Annotated in this window: 27 protein-coding genes and 1 tRNA gene; 22 read left to right on the top strand and 6 right to left on the bottom strand. The window is 63.6% G+C overall.

Going from position 1 to position 19,926, the window contains the following annotated elements; genetic code table 11:
• From VNZ93_RS16060 to VNZ93_RS16085, 6 genes are all read left to right on the top strand, one after another.
• A partial coding sequence (locus tag VNZ93_RS16060; protein ID WP_325707154.1) for a DUF4010 domain-containing protein occupies positions 1–478 on the top strand: 478 nt, incomplete at its 5' end.
• Positions 479–538: 60 nt separating this feature from the next.
• The gene (locus VNZ93_RS16065; protein WP_325707157.1) at positions 539–2,542 is read left to right on the top strand and encodes an acetyl/propionyl/methylcrotonyl-CoA carboxylase subunit alpha; all 2,004 of its coding nucleotides are present in this window, start codon (positions 539–541) and stop codon (positions 2,540–2,542) included.
• Positions 2,543–2,609: 67 nt separating this feature from the next.
• Positions 2,610–2,870 (top strand): hypothetical protein, encoded by a 261-nt coding sequence (locus VNZ93_RS16070; RefSeq protein ID WP_325707159.1) that lies wholly within the window; start codon positions 2,610–2,612, stop codon positions 2,868–2,870.
• A 54-nt stretch (positions 2,871–2,924) separates the two neighbouring features.
• Positions 2,925–3,458, top strand: coding sequence for a hypothetical protein (locus tag VNZ93_RS16075; protein WP_325707162.1), 534 nt, complete (start codon positions 2,925–2,927; stop codon positions 3,456–3,458).
• Positions 3,458–3,886 (top strand): gamma-glutamylcyclotransferase family protein, encoded by a 429-nt coding sequence (locus VNZ93_RS16080; RefSeq protein ID WP_325707164.1) that lies wholly within the window; start codon positions 3,458–3,460, stop codon positions 3,884–3,886. The genes VNZ93_RS16075 and VNZ93_RS16080 overlap by 1 nt, the downstream gene beginning before the upstream one ends.
• The gene (locus VNZ93_RS16085) at positions 3,886–4,188 is read left to right on the top strand and encodes an acylphosphatase (RefSeq protein ID WP_325707167.1); all 303 of its coding nucleotides are present in this window, start codon (positions 3,886–3,888) and stop codon (positions 4,186–4,188) included. Before VNZ93_RS16080 ends, VNZ93_RS16085 begins: the two co-directional genes overlap by 1 nt.
• On the opposite strand, the gene lipB is transcribed toward VNZ93_RS16085, so the two are convergent.
• A complete protein-coding gene (gene lipB / locus VNZ93_RS16090; protein WP_414710092.1) occupies positions 4,132–4,881 on the bottom strand; it encodes a lipoyl(octanoyl) transferase LipB in 750 nt (249 codons plus the stop codon). The two genes, VNZ93_RS16085 and lipB, sit on opposite strands and share 57 nt — an antisense overlap.
• Positions 4,882–4,995: 114 nt before the next feature.
• Here lipB and VNZ93_RS16095 point away from each other — a divergent pair, with 114 nt between their 5' ends.
• The gene (locus VNZ93_RS16095; protein ID WP_325707169.1) at positions 4,996–5,238 is read left to right on the top strand and encodes a FliM/FliN family flagellar motor switch protein; all 243 of its coding nucleotides are present in this window, start codon (positions 4,996–4,998) and stop codon (positions 5,236–5,238) included.
• A gap of 116 nt (positions 5,239–5,354) precedes the next feature.
• A tRNA-Leu gene (locus tag VNZ93_RS16100) sits at positions 5,355–5,439 on the top strand.
• Between the two features lies 1 nt (position 5,440).
• Here VNZ93_RS16100 and VNZ93_RS16105 read toward each other — a convergent pair.
• Both VNZ93_RS16105 and VNZ93_RS16110 read right to left on the bottom strand, forming a co-directional pair.
• Entirely contained in the window at positions 5,441–5,572 is a 132-nt protein-coding gene (locus VNZ93_RS16105; RefSeq protein WP_325707172.1) for a hypothetical protein, read from the bottom strand.
• A 212-nt stretch (positions 5,573–5,784) separates the two neighbouring features.
• Positions 5,785–6,420, bottom strand: a complete 636-nt coding sequence (locus VNZ93_RS16110; RefSeq protein WP_325707175.1) for a MarC family protein — start codon at positions 6,418–6,420, stop codon at positions 5,785–5,787.
• A 161-nt stretch (positions 6,421–6,581) separates the two neighbouring features.
• On the opposite strand from VNZ93_RS16110, the gene mgtE reads away from it, so the two are divergent.
• Entirely contained in the window at positions 6,582–7,991 is a 1,410-nt protein-coding gene (gene mgtE, locus VNZ93_RS16115) for a magnesium transporter (protein ID WP_325707226.1), read from the top strand.
• Positions 7,992–7,994: 3 nt separating this feature from the next.
• Here the strand turns inward: mgtE and VNZ93_RS16120 are convergent, their stop codons facing one another.
• Positions 7,995–8,585, bottom strand: coding sequence for a helix-turn-helix domain-containing protein (locus tag VNZ93_RS16120; protein WP_325707178.1), 591 nt, complete (start codon positions 8,583–8,585; stop codon positions 7,995–7,997).
• 99 nt (positions 8,586–8,684) lie between these two features.
• On the opposite strand from VNZ93_RS16120, the gene VNZ93_RS16125 reads away from it, so the two are divergent.
• The 10 genes from VNZ93_RS16125 to VNZ93_RS16170 all read left to right on the top strand — a co-directional run bounded on the left by VNZ93_RS16125 (position 8,685) and on the right by VNZ93_RS16170 (position 15,827).
• Positions 8,685–9,152, top strand: coding sequence for a PaaI family thioesterase (locus tag VNZ93_RS16125; RefSeq protein ID WP_325707181.1), 468 nt, complete (start codon positions 8,685–8,687; stop codon positions 9,150–9,152).
• A gap of 32 nt (positions 9,153–9,184) precedes the next feature.
• Entirely contained in the window at positions 9,185–10,357 is a 1,173-nt protein-coding gene (locus VNZ93_RS16130; RefSeq protein ID WP_325707183.1) for an isovaleryl-CoA dehydrogenase, read from the top strand.
• Between the two features lie 72 nt (positions 10,358–10,429).
• Positions 10,430–10,777 carry a helix-turn-helix domain-containing protein gene (locus VNZ93_RS16135; protein ID WP_325707186.1) on the top strand — a complete coding sequence of 116 codons (348 nt, stop codon included), beginning with the start codon at positions 10,430–10,432 and terminating at the stop codon, positions 10,775–10,777.
• A 308-nt stretch (positions 10,778–11,085) separates the two neighbouring features.
• Positions 11,086–11,910 carry an aldo/keto reductase gene (locus VNZ93_RS16140; protein ID WP_325707189.1) on the top strand — a complete coding sequence of 275 codons (825 nt, stop codon included), beginning with the start codon at positions 11,086–11,088 and terminating at the stop codon, positions 11,908–11,910.
• Positions 11,911–12,726: an aldo/keto reductase gene (locus tag VNZ93_RS16145; protein ID WP_325707191.1), complete on the top strand. Its 816-nt coding sequence runs from the start codon at positions 11,911–11,913 to the stop codon at positions 12,724–12,726.
• Entirely contained in the window at positions 12,717–13,433 is a 717-nt protein-coding gene (gene queC / locus VNZ93_RS16150) for a 7-cyano-7-deazaguanine synthase QueC (protein WP_325707194.1), read from the top strand. The genes VNZ93_RS16145 and queC overlap by 10 nt, the downstream gene beginning before the upstream one ends.
• Positions 13,430–13,993: a VUT family protein gene (locus VNZ93_RS16155; protein WP_325707196.1), complete on the top strand. Its 564-nt coding sequence runs from the start codon at positions 13,430–13,432 to the stop codon at positions 13,991–13,993. The genes queC and VNZ93_RS16155 overlap by 4 nt, the downstream gene beginning before the upstream one ends.
• A 16-nt stretch (positions 13,994–14,009) precedes the next feature.
• A complete protein-coding gene (locus tag VNZ93_RS16160) occupies positions 14,010–14,702 on the top strand; it encodes a ribonuclease activity regulator RraA (protein ID WP_325707199.1) in 693 nt (230 codons plus the stop codon).
• Positions 14,703–14,739: 37 nt separating this feature from the next.
• Positions 14,740–15,573 (top strand): YdcF family protein, encoded by an 834-nt coding sequence (locus VNZ93_RS16165; RefSeq protein WP_325707202.1) that lies wholly within the window; start codon positions 14,740–14,742, stop codon positions 15,571–15,573.
• A gap of 68 nt (positions 15,574–15,641) precedes the next feature.
• Positions 15,642–15,827, top strand: coding sequence for a hypothetical protein (locus VNZ93_RS16170; RefSeq protein WP_325707205.1), 186 nt, complete (start codon positions 15,642–15,644; stop codon positions 15,825–15,827).
• Here VNZ93_RS16170 and VNZ93_RS16175 read toward each other — a convergent pair whose 3' ends face one another.
• Positions 15,828–16,511 (bottom strand): DUF599 domain-containing protein, encoded by a 684-nt coding sequence (locus tag VNZ93_RS16175; protein WP_325707208.1) that lies wholly within the window; start codon positions 16,509–16,511, stop codon positions 15,828–15,830.
• Positions 16,512–16,949: 438 nt separating this feature from the next.
• Between VNZ93_RS16175 and VNZ93_RS16180 the strand changes: the two genes are divergently transcribed.
• Both VNZ93_RS16180 and VNZ93_RS16185 read left to right on the top strand, forming a co-directional pair.
• Positions 16,950–17,357, top strand: coding sequence for a rhodanese-like domain-containing protein (locus VNZ93_RS16180; protein ID WP_325707211.1), 408 nt, complete (start codon positions 16,950–16,952; stop codon positions 17,355–17,357).
• Positions 17,358–17,466: 109 nt separating this feature from the next.
• On the top strand, positions 17,467–18,120 hold the full coding sequence (locus VNZ93_RS16185; protein ID WP_325707214.1) for a glutathione S-transferase family protein: 654 nt from the start codon (positions 17,467–17,469) through the stop codon (positions 18,118–18,120).
• Positions 18,121–18,649: 529 nt separating this feature from the next.
• Here VNZ93_RS16185 and VNZ93_RS16190 read toward each other — a convergent pair.
• A complete protein-coding gene (locus VNZ93_RS16190; RefSeq protein ID WP_325707217.1) occupies positions 18,650–19,291 on the bottom strand; it encodes a DUF1236 domain-containing protein in 642 nt (213 codons plus the stop codon).
• Positions 19,292–19,486: 195 nt separating this feature from the next.
• Here VNZ93_RS16190 and VNZ93_RS16195 point away from each other — a divergent pair.
• Positions 19,487–19,926, top strand: a 440-nt coding sequence (locus VNZ93_RS16195) for a carboxyl transferase domain-containing protein (RefSeq protein ID WP_325707220.1), incomplete at its 3' end; no start/stop codon positions are given.

The raw sequence follows: 19,926 nt of genomic DNA on the forward strand, positions 1-19,926 counted from the left end.
GCTGATCGCGCCCGCGCTCGCCGCGGCCATTCTGGTCGCGCTCGTCTTCGCGTTCGTCTCGGCCTATTGGCGCGGCGGCGGCGAGGATCAGGACCAGAGCGTGGAGTTCAAGAACCCGTTCGGGTTCTGGTCGGTGCTGGGGTTCGCGGTTCTGCTCGCCGTTATCGTGCTGGTCGGGCGCGCCCTCGGAGAAAATCTCGGAGCTACGGGTGCGATCGTCGCTGCACTGGCGCTGGGACTGGCCGATGTCGATGCCGTGACCGTCTCGGTATCGCGGCTGACGCCGCAACCGCTGACGCTCGGCGATGCTTCGGTCGCCATCCTCGCGGCGGTGGTCTCCAACAACCTCAGCAAGATCGCCATCGGCGCGGCGGTCGGGCGGGGCGCTTTCGCGATCGAAATCGCGGTGATGGCCGTCCTGTGCTTCGCGGCCGGCGGGCTGGCCTATTGGCTGGTGGCTCTTGTGGTCCCCGCCTGAATCCGAATTGACATTTTTGCTGCAGCGCCGAAATCTGTCAGGAGAAGGGGCTTTCGCCGAATGTTCAAGCGTATTCTGATTGCCAATCGCGGCGAGATCGCCTGCCGGATCATCAAGACCGCCCGGCGGATGGGGATTTCCACGGTCGCGGTCTATTCGGACGCCGATCGCGACGCCCTCCATGTTGAGATGGCGGATGAGGCCGTTCACATCGGGCCTCCGCCGGCGGCCGAAAGTTATCTGCTGATCGATAAGATCGTGGCCGCCTGCAAGGCTACCGGGGCCGAAGCGGTCCATCCCGGCTACGGTTTCCTGTCCGAGCGCGAGGCGTTCCCGAAAGCGCTGGAAGCGAATGGGATCGTCTTCATCGGCCCGAACCCCAGGGCGATCGCCGCCATGGGCGACAAGATCGAGTCCAAGAAGGCGGCTGCCGCGGCCAGGGTCTCGACCGTGCCGGGCTATCTCGGCGAGATCGCAGACCCGGAAGAGGCCGCAAAGATCGCCGACGAGATCGGCTATCCGGTGATGATCAAGGCCTCGGCCGGCGGCGGCGGCAAGGGCATGCGTATCGCCTATTCACGCGCCGAGGTTGCCGAAGGCTTTGCCCGGGCGCGTTCGGAAGCGAAATCGTCGTTCGGCGACGACCGCGTGTTCGTCGAAAAGTTCATCGTCGATCCGCGGCACATCGAAATCCAGGTACTCGGCGACAAGCACGGCAACGTCATCTATCTCGGCGAGCGCGAATGCTCGATCCAGCGCCGCAACCAAAAGGTGATCGAGGAGGCGCCATCGCCGCTGCTCGACGAGGCGACGCGCAAGAAGATGGGAGAGCAGGCGGTCGCGCTGGCGAAAGCCGTCGGATACGACAGCGCCGGGACCGTCGAGTTCGTCGCGGGGCAGGATCGCTCCTTCTACTTCCTCGAAATGAATACGCGGCTTCAGGTCGAGCATCCGGTCACCGAGCTCGTCACCGGCATCGATCTGGTCGAGCAGATGATCCGCGTTGCCGCCGGAGAGAAGCTCGCGATCAAGCAGAGCGACGTGAAGCTCGTCGGCTGGGCAGTCGAAAGCCGCGTCTATGCGGAGGACCCGTATCGCGGCTTCCTGCCGTCAACCGGCCGGCTCGTACGCTATCGCCCGCCCGAAGAGATGCAGAAGGACGGCATCACGGTGCGTAACGACACCGGTGTCTACGAAGGCGGCGAGATTTCGCTCTATTACGACCCGATGATCGCAAAGCTCGTGACGCACGGGCCGGATCGCGCAAGCGCGATCGATGCGCAGGCCGACGCGCTCGATGCCTTTTATGTCGGTGGCATTCGCCACAACATCCCGTTCCTGTCGGCATTGATGGCGCACCCGCGCTGGCGCGCCGGAACCCTTTCAACCGGCTTCATCGCCGAGGAGTTTCCTGACGGTTTCCATGGCGTGCCGCCGGAGGGCGAGACCGCGCATATCCTGGCCGCCGTCGCGACCGCGATCGACCACGTTCTTGGTGAGCGCAAACGCCAGATATCCGGTCAGATGCATCATCGCCTCGTCACCCGGGAGCGCCAGCGGGCGGTGTGGCTGAACGAGATCGAATACAGGCTCGAGGTCACGCGCGCGAACGGCACGATCGAGGTCACGTTCCGCGACGGCGGGCATGTCCACAAGCTGCAATCGGACTGGCAGCCGGGCGATCCGGTCTGGTCCGGGACGGTCGATGGCAAGCCGGTGACCGTGCAGGTCAGTCCGGTGCCGAACGGTTTTGACCTTGCGTTCCGTGGCGCGCAGGCGCGAGCCTTTGTCTATACCGAAAGCGAGGCCGCCTATGCGCGGCTGATGCCGGTGAAGAAAGCGGCCGATACCGGCAAGTCGCTGCTGTGTCCGATGCCGGGCCTCGTCGTGTCGATCGCGGTCGTGGAAGGGCAGGAGATCAAGGTCGGCGAAACGCTGGCGGTGGTCGAGGCGATGAAGATGGAGAACGTGCTGCGCGCCGAACGCGACGGGACGGTCAAGAAAATTCACGCCAAGAAGGGTGACAGCCTTGCGGTCGACGCCGTTATCATGGAGTTCGCCTGAGCGTACCGTCAGGAACTTCCGGGCCCCATATGCCGTTGTCCGCGTAAGACAAGCTGCGGAGCCTGTTATGGCCGACACCAAGAAATCGCGGATGCAGGAGGAGATGCCGGACGATGTGCGCCGGCGCGATCCAGGCCCGGATCGGCCTGACTCGCTGCCCGAAGTCGCCGAGGATGTGGCGCATGCCGGCATCAGCCCGTCTCCGGATGGAGATAATCCGGAACATCCGATCCACGACGAGGATATCGAGGATCTCGGGCCTGAGGATTTCGAGGAGATGATCGACCGCAACGAGACGCGTCCGGTCGACAAGGTCATCCCCAAATAACATCGTTGCACCGAGCGCATTGGCGCTCGCACCCTGTCATGCGACCATATCCGCATGGCCATCTTCGAATCGCTCAATCCGTCCGGTGACGTCGAGCAGGCGCCCTATACGCGCGCACTCGTGGGCCTGCTGATCGGCGCGGTGCTGTCCAACATGCTGAGTGCGCCCGCGGTGACGGCGTCGTTCGGCATCTGGCCCTTCGTTGTCACGCAACTCGCGCTGCTCTGGCTCTGGTTCGCGCTCACTGCCAAGCGGCTGCGCAATGCCGAGCGCAGCGTTCTCGGCGTGACTGCGGTGGCGCTGATTGCGCTGATCGCCATCCTGCTGCTTGCCGTGATGCTGGTTCTGCAGGTGAGCGATATGAGTGCGGGCACCGCCGCGCCCTGGGTGCCGGCGTCGATCGGTACGCTGGTCTATCCGTTCGTGTTTCTGTTCAACCTCGCGACCGGCCCGACGGCTGTGGCTCAGGACATGACCATTGCCGCACTGTCGACATTCACGGTCGCGCCGCTGCTGCTGATGTTCTGGTATTCGGCCTGGGCCGCGATGCAACCGTCCGAACTGCACGCGACCGAGGCGGACGGGTGATGCTGTATTTCGCCTATGGCTCCAACATGTGCCGCGGTCCGATGCGCGAGCGCTGTCCGACAGCCGCGGAAGTGGGGCGGGGGATTCTGAGCGGCTATCGCTTCGTAATCATGGCGAACGGTTACGCGTCGGTGGTTCCGGACGCCGCGCACGAGGTTTACGGCATCCTCTGGACGATCGGTCCCCGCGACCTGTTTGCGCTCGACGAGTACGAGGACGTAGCCGGCGGCCTCTATCGCAAGGCGATGCTCCCGGTCGGCCGGGATGGGGCCCAGACCGTGGAGGCTCTGGTCTATCTCGGTTCCGAAACGCGGGTGGGCCAGCCGCGACCGGACTATATCGAGGCTGTCGTTTCAGCAGCACGCGACGGCGGCCTGCCCGAGAACTATATTGCGGGGCTCGCGCGTTTTGCGCCGGGAGCGACGTGATGGGCGAACGGGTCATCCGCCGTGTGATCATTCGCGGCCGCGTGCAGGGCGTCGGTTACCGGGACTGGACACGTCACGTTGCGAAACGCCGTGGCATCGAGGGTTGGGTCCGCAATCGCAGCGACGGGAGCGTCGAGGCCCTGTTCGCCGGGTCACGTGACAACGTGCTGGACATGATCGCGGCATGCAGGGGCGGACCACCGAGCGCTGCCGTGGACACGATCGAGGAACACGACGCGCCGTCGTCAGACCTCGATTTGCGCCGTGCGAGCGAAGTCTTCAGCGTGATCGCTACGGTCTAGCGGCCCGAACAATCCGTCGAACTCCGCCCTCAGCGCCGCATCGAGATCGTCCATCGTGACCGGCAGACCGAGATCGACGAGGCTCGTCACGCCGTAACGTTGCTCGCGCACGCCGCAGGGAACGATCCCGCCGAAATGCGACAGGTCGGGCTCGACATTGATCGCAATGCCATGCAGCGACACCCAGCTTTTCAGGCGGATGCCGATGGCCGCGATCTTGTCTTCGTATCCATCGCCCTTGTCCGGCCGCTTGACCCACACGCCGACGCGATCGTCGCGGCGCTCGCCCACAACATTGAAGTGCCCCAGCGCGCGGATTATCCATTCCTCCAGCGTCGCCACATAGGCGCGGACGTCCTGCCGACGGCGCTTCAGGTCCAGCATCAGGTAGACAACCCGCTGGCCGGGGCCGTGATAGGTCATCTGACCGCCGCGGCCGGTCCGGTGGACAGGGAAACGCGCGTCCAGCAGTTCGCCTTCGGCTGCGCTGGTGCCGGCCGTGTAGAGCGGCGGGTGCTCCACAAGCCATGCGAGTTCGGCCGCGCGGCCGGCGGCGATATCGGCGACGCGCGCCTCCATGCGGGACAGGGCGGTTTCATAAGGTGTCAGACGCGGCTCGACCCGCCATGCAACGGGCGCACTGCCGGGGCGTGCCATCAGGCCGAGGGGGAGCGTGTCGCGCGCGTTAACCACTGATTCACCATAGCAGGGTGACCATGCCGATAGTCGGATTCCGGCAGTGAGTCCCGATGGATCGTGCTTCGGTCCGGGTCATGCCGACAAGAAGCGTTGGAAGGACATAACGACGTGGCCACACTCGACAAGGTCTCACTCGATATATCGGTGGTTCTCGGCACCTGTCTGATGCCCGTGCATCAGGTCCTGCGGCTGGGCCGCGGGGCCATTATCGAGCTGGACGCCGGGGAGGACGACGACGTGAAGATTCTCGCCAACAACATGCCGGTCGCCGAGGGAACCGTGGTGGTCAACGGCAACCGGATCGCGGTCGAAGTGAAGCGGCTCCTGCCGAAATCCCCCGATATGCGCTGAAAATCCGGAGCTGGATCAGTCCATTGGAAAGCGTTCGGCGGCTCTTGTGGCTGCGGATCGCATTTGTTACATGCTCCCCGACCTCACGCCGGTCCATCCGGCGCATTACCCAAAACGCGGCCGTGGCGGAATTGGTAGACGCACTGCCTTGAGGTGGCAGCGGGTAACACCGTGGAGGTTCGAGTCCTCTCGGCCGCACCATTCAAAAGCCATTAGTTTCAAAGACTTGAGTGGGCGGATTTCCATCCCGCCCCAGCCAGGCGCCGGACTTCATTTCGCGCCCGAGGTCGGTGGCCGCCATACGCAACTCGATCACAACCTGATCCGTCGCCATCGTGCCTTGCCGATGAAGCGCAACGCGGGCCTCACCCCCGGTAGCGCCTGTGTTCATCGTCCGAAGTCAGGAGCGAGGCCCGTGGCGCCCAATTCCGCGGAAGGCTGGCTGATTCCGGTTTGGTCGCTCGGTCCTCAGCACACGGTAAGCAATTTCGATGACTGCGCCTCCCGCTGAGGGCGGCCAGCGGTCCACGCCGTTTCGTGTATCGGTCAAAGGCTCTGGATCAGCGCCTTGACGCCGCTCCAGCAGATCTGGATGCCGATGCAGATAAGGATGAATGCCGACAGCCGGATCAGGATGCCGATGCCGGTTTGGCCGAGTGCCCGCGCGAGGTTTTCCGCAGAGCGGTAACAGACGTAGACGGTGAGTGCCATCGCGACGAGACCGGCCACTCCAGCGCCGACCTGCATCAGGAAATCCGGTCCATGCGGTCGATGGCTGCCAAGCGTGATTGCGACCGCGATCACGCCCGGTCCGACCGTCAGGGGAAGGGTGAGGGGATAGAAGCTCTGCCCTGGCGTCACGTCCGCGCTCGTGGACTTTGGATCATCGCCCGTATGGCCGTCGTTCAGCACCTTCCAGCCCATCGTTGCGAGCAGGAGACCGCCGGCGACACGCACCACGGGAACAGTGATGCCGAACACTTCCAGAATAAGCGAGCCGCCCAGCATCGAACCGAGAAGCAGCCAGAAGCTGTTGATGGAGACGGTGGCCGCCAGCCTGTTGCGCTCCTGATCCGAGCAGCTATCGGTCATCGCGAGGAAGATAGGCGCCGACCCCAGCGGGTTCACGACCGGGAATAATCCGGCATAGACCAGCAGAAACGCGGACAGGGTGTCGTGCATGGGTGGCGCGATCTCGATATTGCCGGACAACCTCAATTAGCATCATCGTTCCGCGTCGAAAATGCTTCCGCGTCGCGACGGTGTCCATTGTTTGCATGCGCAAACGCGAACGCGTACAAGCCGCGTTGACTCGCAAAACCCCAACCCGCACCGGCGCGCTGATGCTCGATCATGACCAGAGGAGCGAAAGTCCGCCGCTGGAAGAAGCGCTGCGCGACGAGACCGGGGCAATTCGCGCCGATTTTCTCGATCGCGTGTCGGATGCGGTGCGCCACCATGACACCGCGGTCCTGCGCAATCTCGTCGGCGAGCTGCACGAGGCCGATACCGGCGATCTGATCGAGGCGCTGGATCAGGAATTGCGGCCGCAGCTCATCGAGCTGATGGGCAGGGACTTCGACTTCTCGGCGCTGACGGAAGTCGACGACACCGTCCGCGAGGAGATTCTCGAAGAGCTGCCTCCGGAAACGGTGGCCGAAGGCGTCCGGGAACTCGACTCCGACGATGCGGTCTACATCCTGGAAGATCTCGATCGCCAGGAGCAGGTCGAGATCCTGCAGCAGCTTCCTCCGACCGAACGCGTCGCGCTCGAGCGCAGCCTGCTCTATCCGGAGGAGTCCGCCGGACGGCGGATGCAGACCGAGTTCATCGCGGTTCCTCCGGACTGGAATGTCGGGCAGGCGATCGACTACATGCGCGAAACGGCCGATCTTCCGGACCGTTTCTATGAGCTTTACGTCACAGATCCCGTGGGCAAATTCCTCGGTGCGGTCGCGCTCGATCGGCTGCTGCGCACCAAGCGTCCGGTCCCGGTGATTGAGCTGATGGATGAGGACAGGCGGCGGGTGCGCGCGACCGAAGACCAGGAAGAGGTCGCGCGTCAGTTCGAACGCTACAACCTCGTTGCGGCACCGGTGGTCGACGAGGACGATCGCCTCGTCGGTGTGCTGACCTTCGACGACATCGTCGACGTGATCGAGCAGGAAGCGGAAGAGGACATCAAGGCGCTGGGCGGCGTCAGCGCTCACGAAGAGCTGTCCGATTCCGTGTGGGACATCGTCAAGGCGCGCTTTCCATGGCTCGTTGCCAATCTCGGATGCGCCTTGCTGGCCGCCTGGGTGATCGGTCAGTTTTCCTCGTCGATCGAGAAGATGGTCGCGCTTGCGGTGCTGATGCCGATCGTGGCCTCGATGGGGGGCAATGCCGGCACCCAGACCATGACGGTGGCCGTGCGTGCGCTCGCGACACGCGAATTGTCGGATTCGAACGCGTGGCGGGTGGTGCGGCGCGAACTGATGGTCGGGGTCATGAACGGGCTTGGCTTCGCCATCATCATGGGTGCGGTGGCGGCGGCCTGGTTCGGGGTGACCGATCTGTTTCTCGTGATGGGGCTCGCGATGATGACGGTGCTCGCAGCCGCGGCGCTCGGCGGCATCGTGATCCCGCTGGTACTGACGAAGCTCGGTGTCGATCCCGCGGTGTCATCGGGGCCGTTCGTCACGACAATCACCGACGTGGTCGGCTTCTTTTCATTCCTCGGGATCGCGACGCTCTGGTTCGGTCTGCGTTAGCGCCTACCGCGGCGGCGCGAGCAGCGCGTCGAGCGCGAGTGTGGTGTCGGCGGACCTGACCGATTTCGGGTCGAGCAGGCTCTGCCCGAACAAATACGCGTAGACCATCACCGCGCGTGCGCCGGCTTCCCGCGGTTGCCAGCCAAGCTGTTCGAACAGCGTCGCTACGCGCTGTAACCGTTCCGCATCCACGGACTGCACGGCGCGCGCCGCGGCATCGTCGTTGCGGGCGAGCGCACGTATCGCAAGCTCGATCGCAAGGCCGCGCGTATTGCTGCGGCGCGTGTAGAGGTCGGCGAGCGCCCGCAAGGCGCGGGCAGGGTCGCCGTCGCGCGGAGCCTGATCGCGGATCGCGGCGATGCGTCCATTCGCCCATTGCTGCAACATGGCGTCGATCAGCGCGCGGCGGTCCGCGAAGTGCCAATAGAAGCTTCCCTTGGTGACATGAAGCGTCTTGGCCAGCGGTTCGACCCGTACCGCGTCGATGCCGTCCGTTGCGAGCACGTCCAGCGCCGCGCTGACCCACGCCGCGGCATCGAGCGGGCCGGTACGCGAAGACGCGGCCTCGGCCAGAGCATTCTTCCTGCGCGCCATCCGGGCTTGACTCCCGCACCCTCGAACCATACGGTGCCGTATTGAAACATACGCTGCCGTATGGGTCAAGCGACGATGCCCGCGAGCGAGGTGTGCCGGATGACCGCATTCAAGCCCCGCAATCCGCATTGGGAAGCGCGTGTGCGCGAAAGCTTCGCGCGGCAATCCTTCATGTCGCTTATCGGAGGGGAAATCACCTCGCTGTCGCCGGGCGCATGTGCTGTCGCCCTGAAGGCCCGGCCGGATCTTTGCCAGCAGCGCGGGTTTCTGCATGGCGGCGTCACCACGGCGCTCGCCGACACCGCCGCCGGCTTCTCCGCCTTCTCGCTGATGCCCGAAGGGTCAGCGCCGCTGACCGTGGAACTGAAGATCAACCTGATGTCGCCCGCCGTGGGGGACCGGTTCGTCGCGAAGGGCAGGGTACTCCGCTCGGGCCGGACGCTGACCATCGTGGAAGTCGATGTGGACGCGGAGACTGGTACGCAATCGAAGTTGATCGCGCGCATGCTCGCGACCATGATCTGCATGGAGAATACGCCCGACGCGCCGGCAGAAGCGCGCGGGTAGACAACGGATACAACGCGCCGGAGGAGCGCCCGATGATCCCGAATAGCTGGACCGGATTCGATTTCGGCCTGGGCGAGGATGTCGACATGCTGCGTGACAGCGTGCGCCGCTTCGCGCAGCAGAAGATCGCCCCGCGGGCGGATGAGATAGACCGCAAGAACGAGTTTCCCCGGGATCTCTGGCCGAAGCTCGGCGAGCTCGGCCTCCTCGGCATCACGGTCGAGGAGAAGTGGGGCGGGTCGGGACTTGGCTATCTCGAGCATTGCGTGGCGATGGAGGAGATTTCGCGTGCGTCCGGCTCGGTCGGTCTCTCCTACGGTGCGCATTCCAATCTGTGCGTGAACCAGATTCGCAGGAACGGATCGGCCGATCATAAGAAGCGCTATCTGCCGAAGCTCATCTCGGGCGCGCATGTCGGCGCGCTTGCGATGTCGGAACCCGGCTCGGGCTCCGACGTGGTCTCGATGCGAACGCGCGCCGACAAGAAAGGGACCAAATACATCCTCAACGGCTCGAAGATGTGGATCACCAACGGGCCGCTCGCCGATACGATCGTGGTCTATGCCAAGACCGATGCCACGGCGGGTGCGCGCGGTATCACGGCGTTCCTGGTCGAAAAGAAATTCAAGGGCTTCTCCACGGCACAGAAGCTCGACAAGCTCGGAATGCGTGGCTCCGACACCGGAGAGCTTGTCTTCCAGGATTGCGAAGTGCCTGAGGAGAATGTGCTCGGCGCGGTTGGCAACGGCGTCAACATCCTGATGTCGGGCCTCGATTACGAGCGCGTGGTGCTGGCCGCAGGTCCACTTGGTCTCATGCAGGCCGCGATCGACCTCGTCATTCCCTACATCCATGACCGCAAGCAATTCGGCCAATCGATCGGCCGCTTCCAGCTCATGCAGGCCAAGATCGCGGACATGTATGTCGGAATGAACGCTGCGAAGGCCTACGTTTATGCGGTCGCGAAAGCGTGCGACGAGGGACGCACCACGCGTGAGGATGCGGCTGGCGCGATCCTGTTCGCTTCGGAGCGCGCTACCCAGATGGCGCTGGAGGCGATCCAGGCCCTCGGCGGCAACGGCTACATCAACGAATTTCCTGCAGGCCGACTGTTGCGCGATGCCAAGCTCTACGAGATTGGCGCCGGCACCAGCGAGATCCGCCGGATGCTGATAGGGCGCGAGATATTCGAGAAGACGAGGTAGGCCAGTGACGACGCGCGCACGCGCGCAACAGCGTTAATGGTTCATTGAACGATTGCGCACATGATTGCGCCTATGACTGCAAAGCCCGATCTCAGACTCCGCCTCAAGGCCGATGGCCGCATCGTCGAAATCCTTCCCGATGGCAGCGAACGGACCGTGTCCGAGACCAGCCATTTCCCGCAATTTGCTGCGACAGCCGCCCCCGGTCCTGCGGGTGGTGATGCCGCTTACGCGCGGGCCATTCGCGCCGCAGCGCGCATGACCCAGTCCGAGTTCGCCGCTCGCATCGGCGTGCCGGTCGAGACGGTACGCAATTGGGAGCAGGGCAAGCGTTCGCCTCGCGGGCCTGCACGCGCATTGTTGCGCGTGATCGAAGGCGCGCCCGAGGTTGCGTTCCACGTTCTCGGCAAGAAGCATTAGCCCCGGGATCATCCCGATCCATCGGTTGCGTCCGGTCTCTTTGCGCTAGCGGCGGTAAGCGGCGGCCCGGCCTCCGGCCGGCAATTGGCGTCGGTTTGCCGCAATGCTTCGTCGGCACCGTCGCCGCGGACGATGACGTCCGCAAACGATTCGCTCGATAAGGCCGCGCGACAATCGAGCGTGCTGTCGGCCTCCGACTGACGACCGTACGGCCGGTTGCATGGGTTATCCCAGGCAGCGCGCGCCGCGCTTGGCATGGGCCGTTTGGCGCGGCATTCTCCGCGCCAACGAACATGGGGGCGCGTGGAATGGTACCAGTAGTCGACGTCAAGGGTGCGCGAATTCCGGCCATCGGGCTCGGAACAATGACGCTGAAGGGCGATGTGTGCGTCCAGGCGGTCAGCGCGGCCCTCAAGATGGGCTACCGGCATATCGACACGGCCGTCTTCTACGACAACGAGGCGGAAGTCGGGGAGGGAATCCGCAAGTCGGGCGTTCCGCGCGACGAGATCTTCCTCACGACCAAGGTCCGTCACGTCGATCTCGCGCCGGGTAACTTCGAAGCGTCGGTCGAAGGAAGTCTGAAGCGCCTCGGCCTGTCTTATGTGGACCTGCTTCTGGTCCATTGGCCCAATCCCGATATTCCTCCGCCGGTCTACATTCCCGCATTGTGCAAGGCGAAGCGCAACGGTCAGACGCGTCACATCGGCGTTGCGAATTTTACGATCGCGCTGCTTGAAGAAGCCGAGAAGCTTGCCGACGAGCCCATCGTCAACAATCAGATCGAGACACATCCGTTCATCGATCACCGCACCATCCTTGCCTTTTGTAAGGGACGCGGCATGTCCGTGACCGGATATTGTCCGCTCGGCCGCGGTCGCATTCCCGGCAACGCCGTGCTGGAACGCATTGCCAAGACTCACGGCAAGAGCGAGGCGCAGATCGCGCTGCGGTTTCTCGTGCAGGAGGGCGTGATCCCGATCCCGCGCACCGCAACTCCCGAGAAGCTGAAAGCCAATGTCGATATCTTCGACTTCATGCTGGCGGATTCAGAGATGACAGAGATCCGCAATCTCGCCGAACCCAACGGCCGCATCATCACGCCGCCGCAATCGCCGAAATGGGATAACTGAATGCTTTATCTCGATGCCAGGGATGCACATTTTCCTGCGCTCGGCCTCGGTACGTGGGAGCTTCGCGGGCGCGACTGCGCACGGATCGTCGAGCAGGCCGTGCGTCTCGGCTATCGGCATTTCGACACGGCGCAGATGTACGGCAACGAGCGCGAGGTAGGCGAGGGCATCCGTGCGTCCGGCATCAAGCGCGAGGAGGTCTTTGTCACCACCAAGGTGGCGCCGGACAATCTTGCGCCCCGTCTGCTCGAGCGCTCGGTCAAGGAGTCGGTAGGCGCTCTGCGATTGGGTGAGATCGACCTGCTTCTGCTGCATTGGCCGAACAAGGGCATACCGCTCGCGGAGACCATCGACGCGCTGGTCGGTATGAAGCGCGACGGCTTCGTGCGTCACATCGGCGTATCGAACTATACCGTCGCCCTGATCGAGGAAGCGAGCCGGCTGTCGGGCGAGCGCCTCGTCTGCAATCAGTTCGAATATCACCCCTATCTTGACCAGTCGAAAGTGCTAGCGGCGTGCCGCGCGCACGGCATGGCGGCGGTGGCCTATTCGCCGATCGCCAAGGGCAGCACCAGGAGCGATTCCGTTCTGACCCGCATCGGCAAGACCTACGGCAAGACCGGCGCACAGGTGTCGTTGCGCTGGCTGATGCAGCAGGGCGTTGGCGCCATCCCGCGCACCAGCAAAGTGGAGCGGCTCGCCGAGAATATCGCGATCTTCGATTTCAGCCTGTCCGATGCCGAGATGAAGGAGATCGCCGGCCTTGCGCGCGACGGCCGGCTTGTCGACTGGGCCTGGTCGCCAAAATGGGACTAGGGGACGACACCGCGCTCGTTCTGTTTTCCGGCGGCCAGGACTCCACGGTCTGTCTCGCCTGGGCGCTGCAACGTTTCGAAGCCGTTGAAACCGTCGGGTTCACCTATGGCCAGCGGCACGTGGTCGAAATGGATGTGCGGCCTTCGGTTCGCGACGCCTTGCGCGGGCTTGATCCGCGCTGGGCAGAGCGCCTCGGCGAGGACCATGTCATCGACCTCGCGTCGCTCGGGCAGATTTCCGAGACCGCGCTGACGCGCGATGCGGCGATCGAAATGGCCGAAAACGGCCTGCCCACCACCTTCGTACCGGGCCGCAATCTGGTCTTTCTCACCTTTGCAGCGGCGCTCGCCTATCGCCGCGGCGCCCGGCACATCGTCGCGGGCATGTGCGAAACCGATTATTCCGGCTATCCGGATTGCCGCGACGACACCATCAAGGCCATGCAGGTTGCGCTGACCTTGGGCATGGACCGCCGGTTCGTGCTGCATACGCCGCTCATGTGGATCGACAAGGCGGCCACCTTCGCTCTGGCGCATGACATCGGAGGAGATCATCTCGTACAAGCTGTGGTCGAACTGACCCATAGCTGCTATCTCGGCGACCGTTCGTGGCGCCACGACTGGGGCTATGGCTGCGGCGAATGTCCGGCCTGCCAACTCCGCGCGGCCGGCTTCGAGAAATGGCAACGGGACTACGAACGCAAATGATCCACGAAACACGCCGCTGGCTGGAGGGCGCGCTTTTCTTCGCGCTGTTCTGCCTCACCATCCCGGTGGCGAACTGGATGATCTACAATTTCGGGACCGTCTGCACCCGTGACGGACCTTGCCTCATTCCGGTGGCGCCTGGCCTCATGGCGCCCTCGGGCGTCCTGACGGTGGGCGTCGCGCTTGTCCTGCGGGACCTCGTGCAGCGGCGCCTAGGCTTTGCCGCCGCGGTCGCCGCGATTCTCATCGGCGCCGGACTGTCCGGCCTCATCGCTCCGCTGGCGCTCGTGACCGCCTCCGCTTCTGCCTACCTGATTTCGGAATTTGCCGACCTCGCGGTCTACACGCCGCTGCAGGAACGGCGTTTCGTGACCGCTGTGGTGCTGTCGAGCATTGTCGGCCTGATCGTGGATTCGATCGTATTCCTGTGGCTTGCCTTCGGTTCGCTCGATTTTCTCGCCGGACAGGTCGTGGGTAAGGCGTGGATGGTGCTGCTGTCGGTGCCATTCATCATGTATCTGCGACGTCGCGACGAACAGATCGGCCTCGGCCCGGCCTGATCGATTGGAGTACATAATGAGCGCGCTGGACGATCTTCGTAACGTCACGACCGGGACCATCACCACGATGCTGCTCAAGCGCGGCATCCGGCACAGCTGGATGACCGGCCCGATGCCGCTCGTGCCCGGCGGCAAGCGCGTTGTCGGACCGGCATTCACTCTGCGCTTTGTGCCGGTTCGTGAAGACCTTGCGACCCCCGAAAGCTGGGGCAAGCCGATCTCGACGCGGGCTGCGATCGAAGACATGCCGGAAGGCTGCATTGCGGTCGCCGATGCGATGGGCGTGCAGAATGCCGGCATCTTCGGCGACATCCTCGTCATGCGGATGGTCAAGCGCGGCGTTCAGGCGCTGATTACGGATGGCGTGATGCGCGACAAGGTCGGCATCCTCAAGACCGGCCTGCCGGTGTGGTGCTCCGGGATTGCGGCGCCTGCGTCGGTGAACGGTCTGACCTTCGTCGGCTGGAATGAGCCCATTGCGTGCGGCGGCTGCGCGATCTTCCCCAATGACGTCATCGTCGCCGACGACGACGGTGCGGTTGTCATCCCGCAGGCCTTGGTCGAGACCATCGCGAAGGAAGGCCTCGAGCATGAAGCCTACGAGGAATGGGTGGTGCGCGAGGTGGAGAAGGGCGTGAAACTGCCCGGCCTCTATCCGATGAACGAAGAGACGCGCAAACGCTACGAGGCCGAGCGTCAGAAGAAGTAGCGTTCGCTACTCGGCGCGCAAGCAGGGGGGCTTCGCCATGTTCGGCCTGTCCAAGGTCCTCGGATTCTTTGCGCTACCTTCCAACCTGCTCATCGCGGTCGCGCTTGCGGGCATCCTCCTCATGCGCACCCGGTTTCGCGGGTTTGGGCAGGGGCTCCTGATCGGCGCCGTCCTGTTGCTCGCCGTGATCGGAATTGCCCCGATCGGCAACGCACTGATGCTGCCGCTGGAAGAGCGCTTCCCGAAATGGGACGCGAAGGGCGTGGCGCCGCATGGAATAGTGGTGCTGGGCGGAGCCGTTTCTCCGGAGGTCTCGGCCGCGCGCAAGGACGTCGCGCTGAACGAGGCGGCCGAGCGCATGACCGCGGTGGCGAAACTCGCGCGTGACTATCCGTCCGCCCGGATCGTGTTCACCGGCGGCAGCGGGCGGCTGTTCGGCGGGGCGAGCGAGGCCGATTTCGTGACCGCGCTGTTCGAGAGCTTCGGCATTCCGCGTGATCGGATCGTCCTCGAACGTAACGCGCGCAACACGCTCGAGAATGCGACATTCACCAGGGATCTCCTGAAGCCGAAGCCGTCCGAGCGGTGGCTGCTCGTGACATCCGCGCATCATATGCCGCGGTCGATTGGCCTGTTCCGCAAGGCCGGCTTTCCGGTCGAGGCCCATCCGGTGGATTTCCGCACGCGCGGAAGCGACGACCTGGCGGGACCGTTCAAGTCGCTTGCGGGCGGCCTCGCGCGTACGGACGCGGCCGTGCATGAATGGGCCGGGCTGCTTGTCTACTGGCTGACCGGCCACACAAGCGAGTTGTTCCCAGGACCTCGCATAGCGGCCGGCTGCGACACGGCCAGGGAGAATTGCCGTCCTTAACCTCGCGTTACGGTTACCAATTCGAAAACATTTTGATCGACACTCGTCGCATCGGAGCGGGAGGGCTCATGATGCATATCGAGGCGAGAGTCATTCCGGTTGACGGCATTTCGAGAGTGCCGGGCTTCGACGAGGTTCTCGATCACGAAAATGCAGACGGGCAGCAGAAGGGCGAACTCCTTCTTCTGAAGTCGGCGACCGCACTGGCGCTTCTGCTCGTGTCATGCGCCTGGATTGCGATCGCGCTCGACTGATCACTCCGCGGTCATCGCGGCACTCGCATCCGACGTGAACTGCCGGCCCCACATCACCACCACGATGCCCGCCGTCGTCGCGAACAATAGCCACGGCGATACGAACCATCCGAGATAACCCAGCGCGAAGAAGAACGCCCGCTGACCGCGGTTGAAATGGCGTCCGGCGGACTCGCACAGCTTGCCGGTCCTGATCGCGTGGCGTTTGGCGTCGGGATTGTCTTTCTCGGACGACGGCGGCATCGCACCGATCATGATCGCCACGTAATTGTACAGCCGGTACGACCACGCGAACTTGAAGAATGCGTACACAAAGATCACGGCGAGTCCGATCACCTTGATCTCCCACAGCATGCGCGTGGTCTGAACGCCGAAAGGCAGCGTCGATATGATGGTGATGAGATCGTCGGTCGAGCGCAGGATTGTCAGCGTACCACCGACCGCGATCAGAGAAGTGGAAGCAAAAAACGCCGTCCCGTTCTGCAGCGATGCCATGATCTGCGCGTCGACCATGCGGATGTCGCGGCGCAGCATCTGCTGCATCCAGCTGTCGCGATAGTCGTGCATCCGGGAATTGAGCCCGGTGGCGCCATGCGCGGTCCATTCCAGAACGAAGCCATACCCCAGCCAGCTGACGAGGAAAAAGCCCAGGGCGAGGAGGTCGGGGAGCGTGAATAGCGACATGGCGGACTCAAGGAGGCGTGACCTCATCCATACCAGCCCGCCGAATTGTCGCATAACCACGAATGCAATCTGTGATTGTGTTGTGTTGTTCGCAAATGTATTAGACTAAAGTCGTAATCTCGATCGGCTAACCAACTGCGGCGGCGCCTCGGCGCTATGCAGTGGCCCTCCGCAGGGAGCGAGGAGACGGCCAATGGCACAGGATCAGATCCACCATCCTGAGCAGGAGTCGACGCTGTCCGTAACGTTGTGGACCGGTGGCGCACTCCTGATTGTGGTGCTGCTCGCGATCTACGCCGCGATGTAGACACCGGCATGAAGGCTCAATGAAGCGGCGTGGGCTCTCCGCGCCGCTTTTGTTTTTGGCTTGCCTGCTTTGGGCTTGCCGACTGCCGGGTGTTCTGGAAGTTAGGCGGATCAGCCGGAGAGCATGACATCATGTCCCAGACCATCACCACGAGCGTGAAGTCGCTTGTCGACGCGGCCGAACGCGAGATTGAAAATCTTTCAACGGAGCAGGCGATCGCCTTGCACGGCAAGGATGACGTGCTCCTCGTCGACATCCGCGACATTCGCGAATTGCAGCGCGACGGCAAGGTGCCCGGCGCCTTCCATTGCCCGCGTGGCATGCTCGAATTCTGGATCGATCCGGAGAGCCCGTATCACAAGCCGTTTTTCGCGCAGGACAAGAAATACGTGTTCTTCTGTGCGGGCGGCATGCGCTCCGCCCTCGCGGCTCACACGGCGAAGAAGATGGGGTTGAAGCCGGTCGCGCATATTCGCGGCGGTTTCGGCGCCTGGAAAAAGGCGGGTGGACCGGTCGAGGAGCCGGCGTCGAAAGCCTGACGCGACGCGCGGGATTTGTGCGCGTGATCGTCGCTATCATTTCTTTTCGCTTGCGTGCGGGCGGAACGGCCCGCATTGGACATTATCGGTTCGCATCGAGGTTTCTCCGATGTCGCTCAAGCTCATTCTCGGCAACAAGAATTATTCGTCCTGGTCGTTGCGGCCCTGGATCGCGATGCGACAGGCCGGCATCTCGTTCGAGGAAGAGATCATCCCGCTTTACGAGCCGGGCAGCGCCGAGCGCGTTCTGAAATATTCTCCCGCCGGCAAGGTGCCGATCCTCATCGATGGCGACATGACGATCTGGGAATCGCTCGCCATCCTCGATCATCTCGCCGAGCGTTTCCCGAAGGCGCAGATCTGGCCGTCCGACCTGAAGGCGCGCGCGCATGCACGGGCAATTTCCGCCGAAATGCATGCCGGCTTCGCGCCGTTGCGCCGGCACTGCCCGATGAACATGCGCCGCGTAAACAAGCGGCTCGAACTCACGCCAGAGGTCGACGCCAATGTGCGGCGGATCGAGGCCATCTGGACGGATTGCAGGGCGCGCTTCGGGCAGGGCGGTCCGTTCCTGTTCGGGCAGTTCAGCGCCGCCGATGCGATGTATGCCCCGATCGTGTCGCGATTTTCGAGTTACTCCATTGGGGTTGGCGCGGCCTGCGAAGCCTATATGGCTGCAATGATGGCCCTCCCGGCCTGGCAGGAATGGCGGGCCGACGGCGTGGCCGAGCCCTGGATCATGCCGGGTAACGAGATCGGCTAGGTTCCGCACGGAACCTCTGCTGTCGTGCGGCGTTTTGCGGAGCACCAACGTTAACCGCTGTGATGCCGACCGGTTTTCGATGGCACGGACACGGAATGCGATCCTGTGATCGAAGCGGGAAATGACCGGGATCGTGCAGCCATGGTGCGGCTGCGGAACCGCCTTCTTGGCGAGCATTGCGGCGCGAGCGCTGACGATGTCGCAGAACTGCTCGAGGACATGCACTCGCTGACGCATGCGCTTCGTCCGATCGACGATGGGTATCCGGATATCCGGAGAACGCCTGTATCGAGACGATGGCCGACCCGACGCGTGCGGTGCCCTGAAAAACAGAAAACCCGGCATCGAGCCGGGCTTCCCATCCGACGCGCGACACCGGGAGTACATCCGTCCCGCTGCGCATCGAAACTTTAGGGACTATGGCAATCAAGTGTTAACGAATTGTGACTGTCCTCAGTTGACGCGGGAGACTCGGCGGTAGTCCGCCGGGCCGGAAACCGGCCCGGCGAAACGATGCTACGTTCGATCGTTACGCGTCGATGACAGCAACGATCCGGTGGCTGCCCGGTTCGACGATGATGATCTCATCGCCAACCAGAACGAACTGGTAGCCGCGCCACTGCGGATAGACTTCGACGACGGTCGGCGGCAACGCGTGCAGCGCGATCGTGCGGGGCACCACCGTCCCGACCGAGACGTTGAAGTTCACGTTGGTTTCGCGCTTCACGTTCGACTGACGGATTGTGCTCGAAATCTTCGTGCGCTGTTCGGATGTCAGATTGGCGCTGCCGGACGACCCTGCGGCACCCTGACCTGTGGTCGCTGCGCCGCCCTTCTTGTCAGCCTTGTTATCCTGCGCCTGGTTGTTGCGCTGATTGCGCTGGTCCTGCGCACGATCCTGACGCGGCTGTTGCTGTTGCTCCTGGGCGCGCTGCTGCTTCTGGTCGCCCTGTTGCGCACGGGCCGGCGGTGCTTCCTGTCGCTGCTGCACGTCCGAGCCGCCCCTGGAGGCGGGTGGGGCGGACTGCTGGGCTGGCGAACTGCCCTGCGGCGCGGCGGACGGGCTACCACCCATCGAACCGCCCGGACCGCCCTTGTCCTGAGCGGTTGCGAGACCGGCACCGGCGATCAGCGCGGCGGCGGAAACGGTAATCAGCAATCGAGACCTCATGGGTCGACTCCTCTCTGTTCTATTTCTGAAGCCCCGTGCTCTGGCTGTCCGCCAGTCGGATTGTGAACGCCCTACAAGGGACGACGTTCCGGTTCCGCGGAAATTGCCTGCACATGCTTGATTCAATTGCGGCACCCCTATGTTTCATCGGCTCAGCGCGGCATAGTTCCCTCGCTTGAAGAATCGGGAGGTGGCATGGCGCGCATCGACTCCGTCATCGACGCTCGCTCGCGTGAGTTCCGCACCAATGCCGCGCAATGGCAGATGCTGGCCGACGAATTGAAGGCGGCGCGCGAAGCTGCTGCGCGCGGCGGCAATGAGAAGGCGCGCGAGCGTCACGTCGCCCGTGGGAAGCTGCTGCCCCGTGATCGTGTCACGCGGCTGCTCGATCCTGGTTCTCCATTTCTCGAGCTATCGCCGCTTGCCGCCTACGGCATGTACGAGGATCAGATTCACGCTGCAGGGCTGATCACAGGCATCGGACGCGTCTCGGGACGCGAGTGCATGATCGTGTGCAACGACGCGACCATCAAGGGCGGCACCTACTACCCGATGACGGTGAAGAAACACATTCGCGCACAGGAGATCGCGCGCGAAAACAGGCTGCCCTGCATCTATCTCGTCGATTCCGGCGG

The organism is Pseudorhodoplanes sp. (genome assembly GCF_035565795.1).
Taxonomy (GTDB): Bacteria; Pseudomonadota; Alphaproteobacteria; order Rhizobiales; family Xanthobacteraceae; genus Pseudorhodoplanes.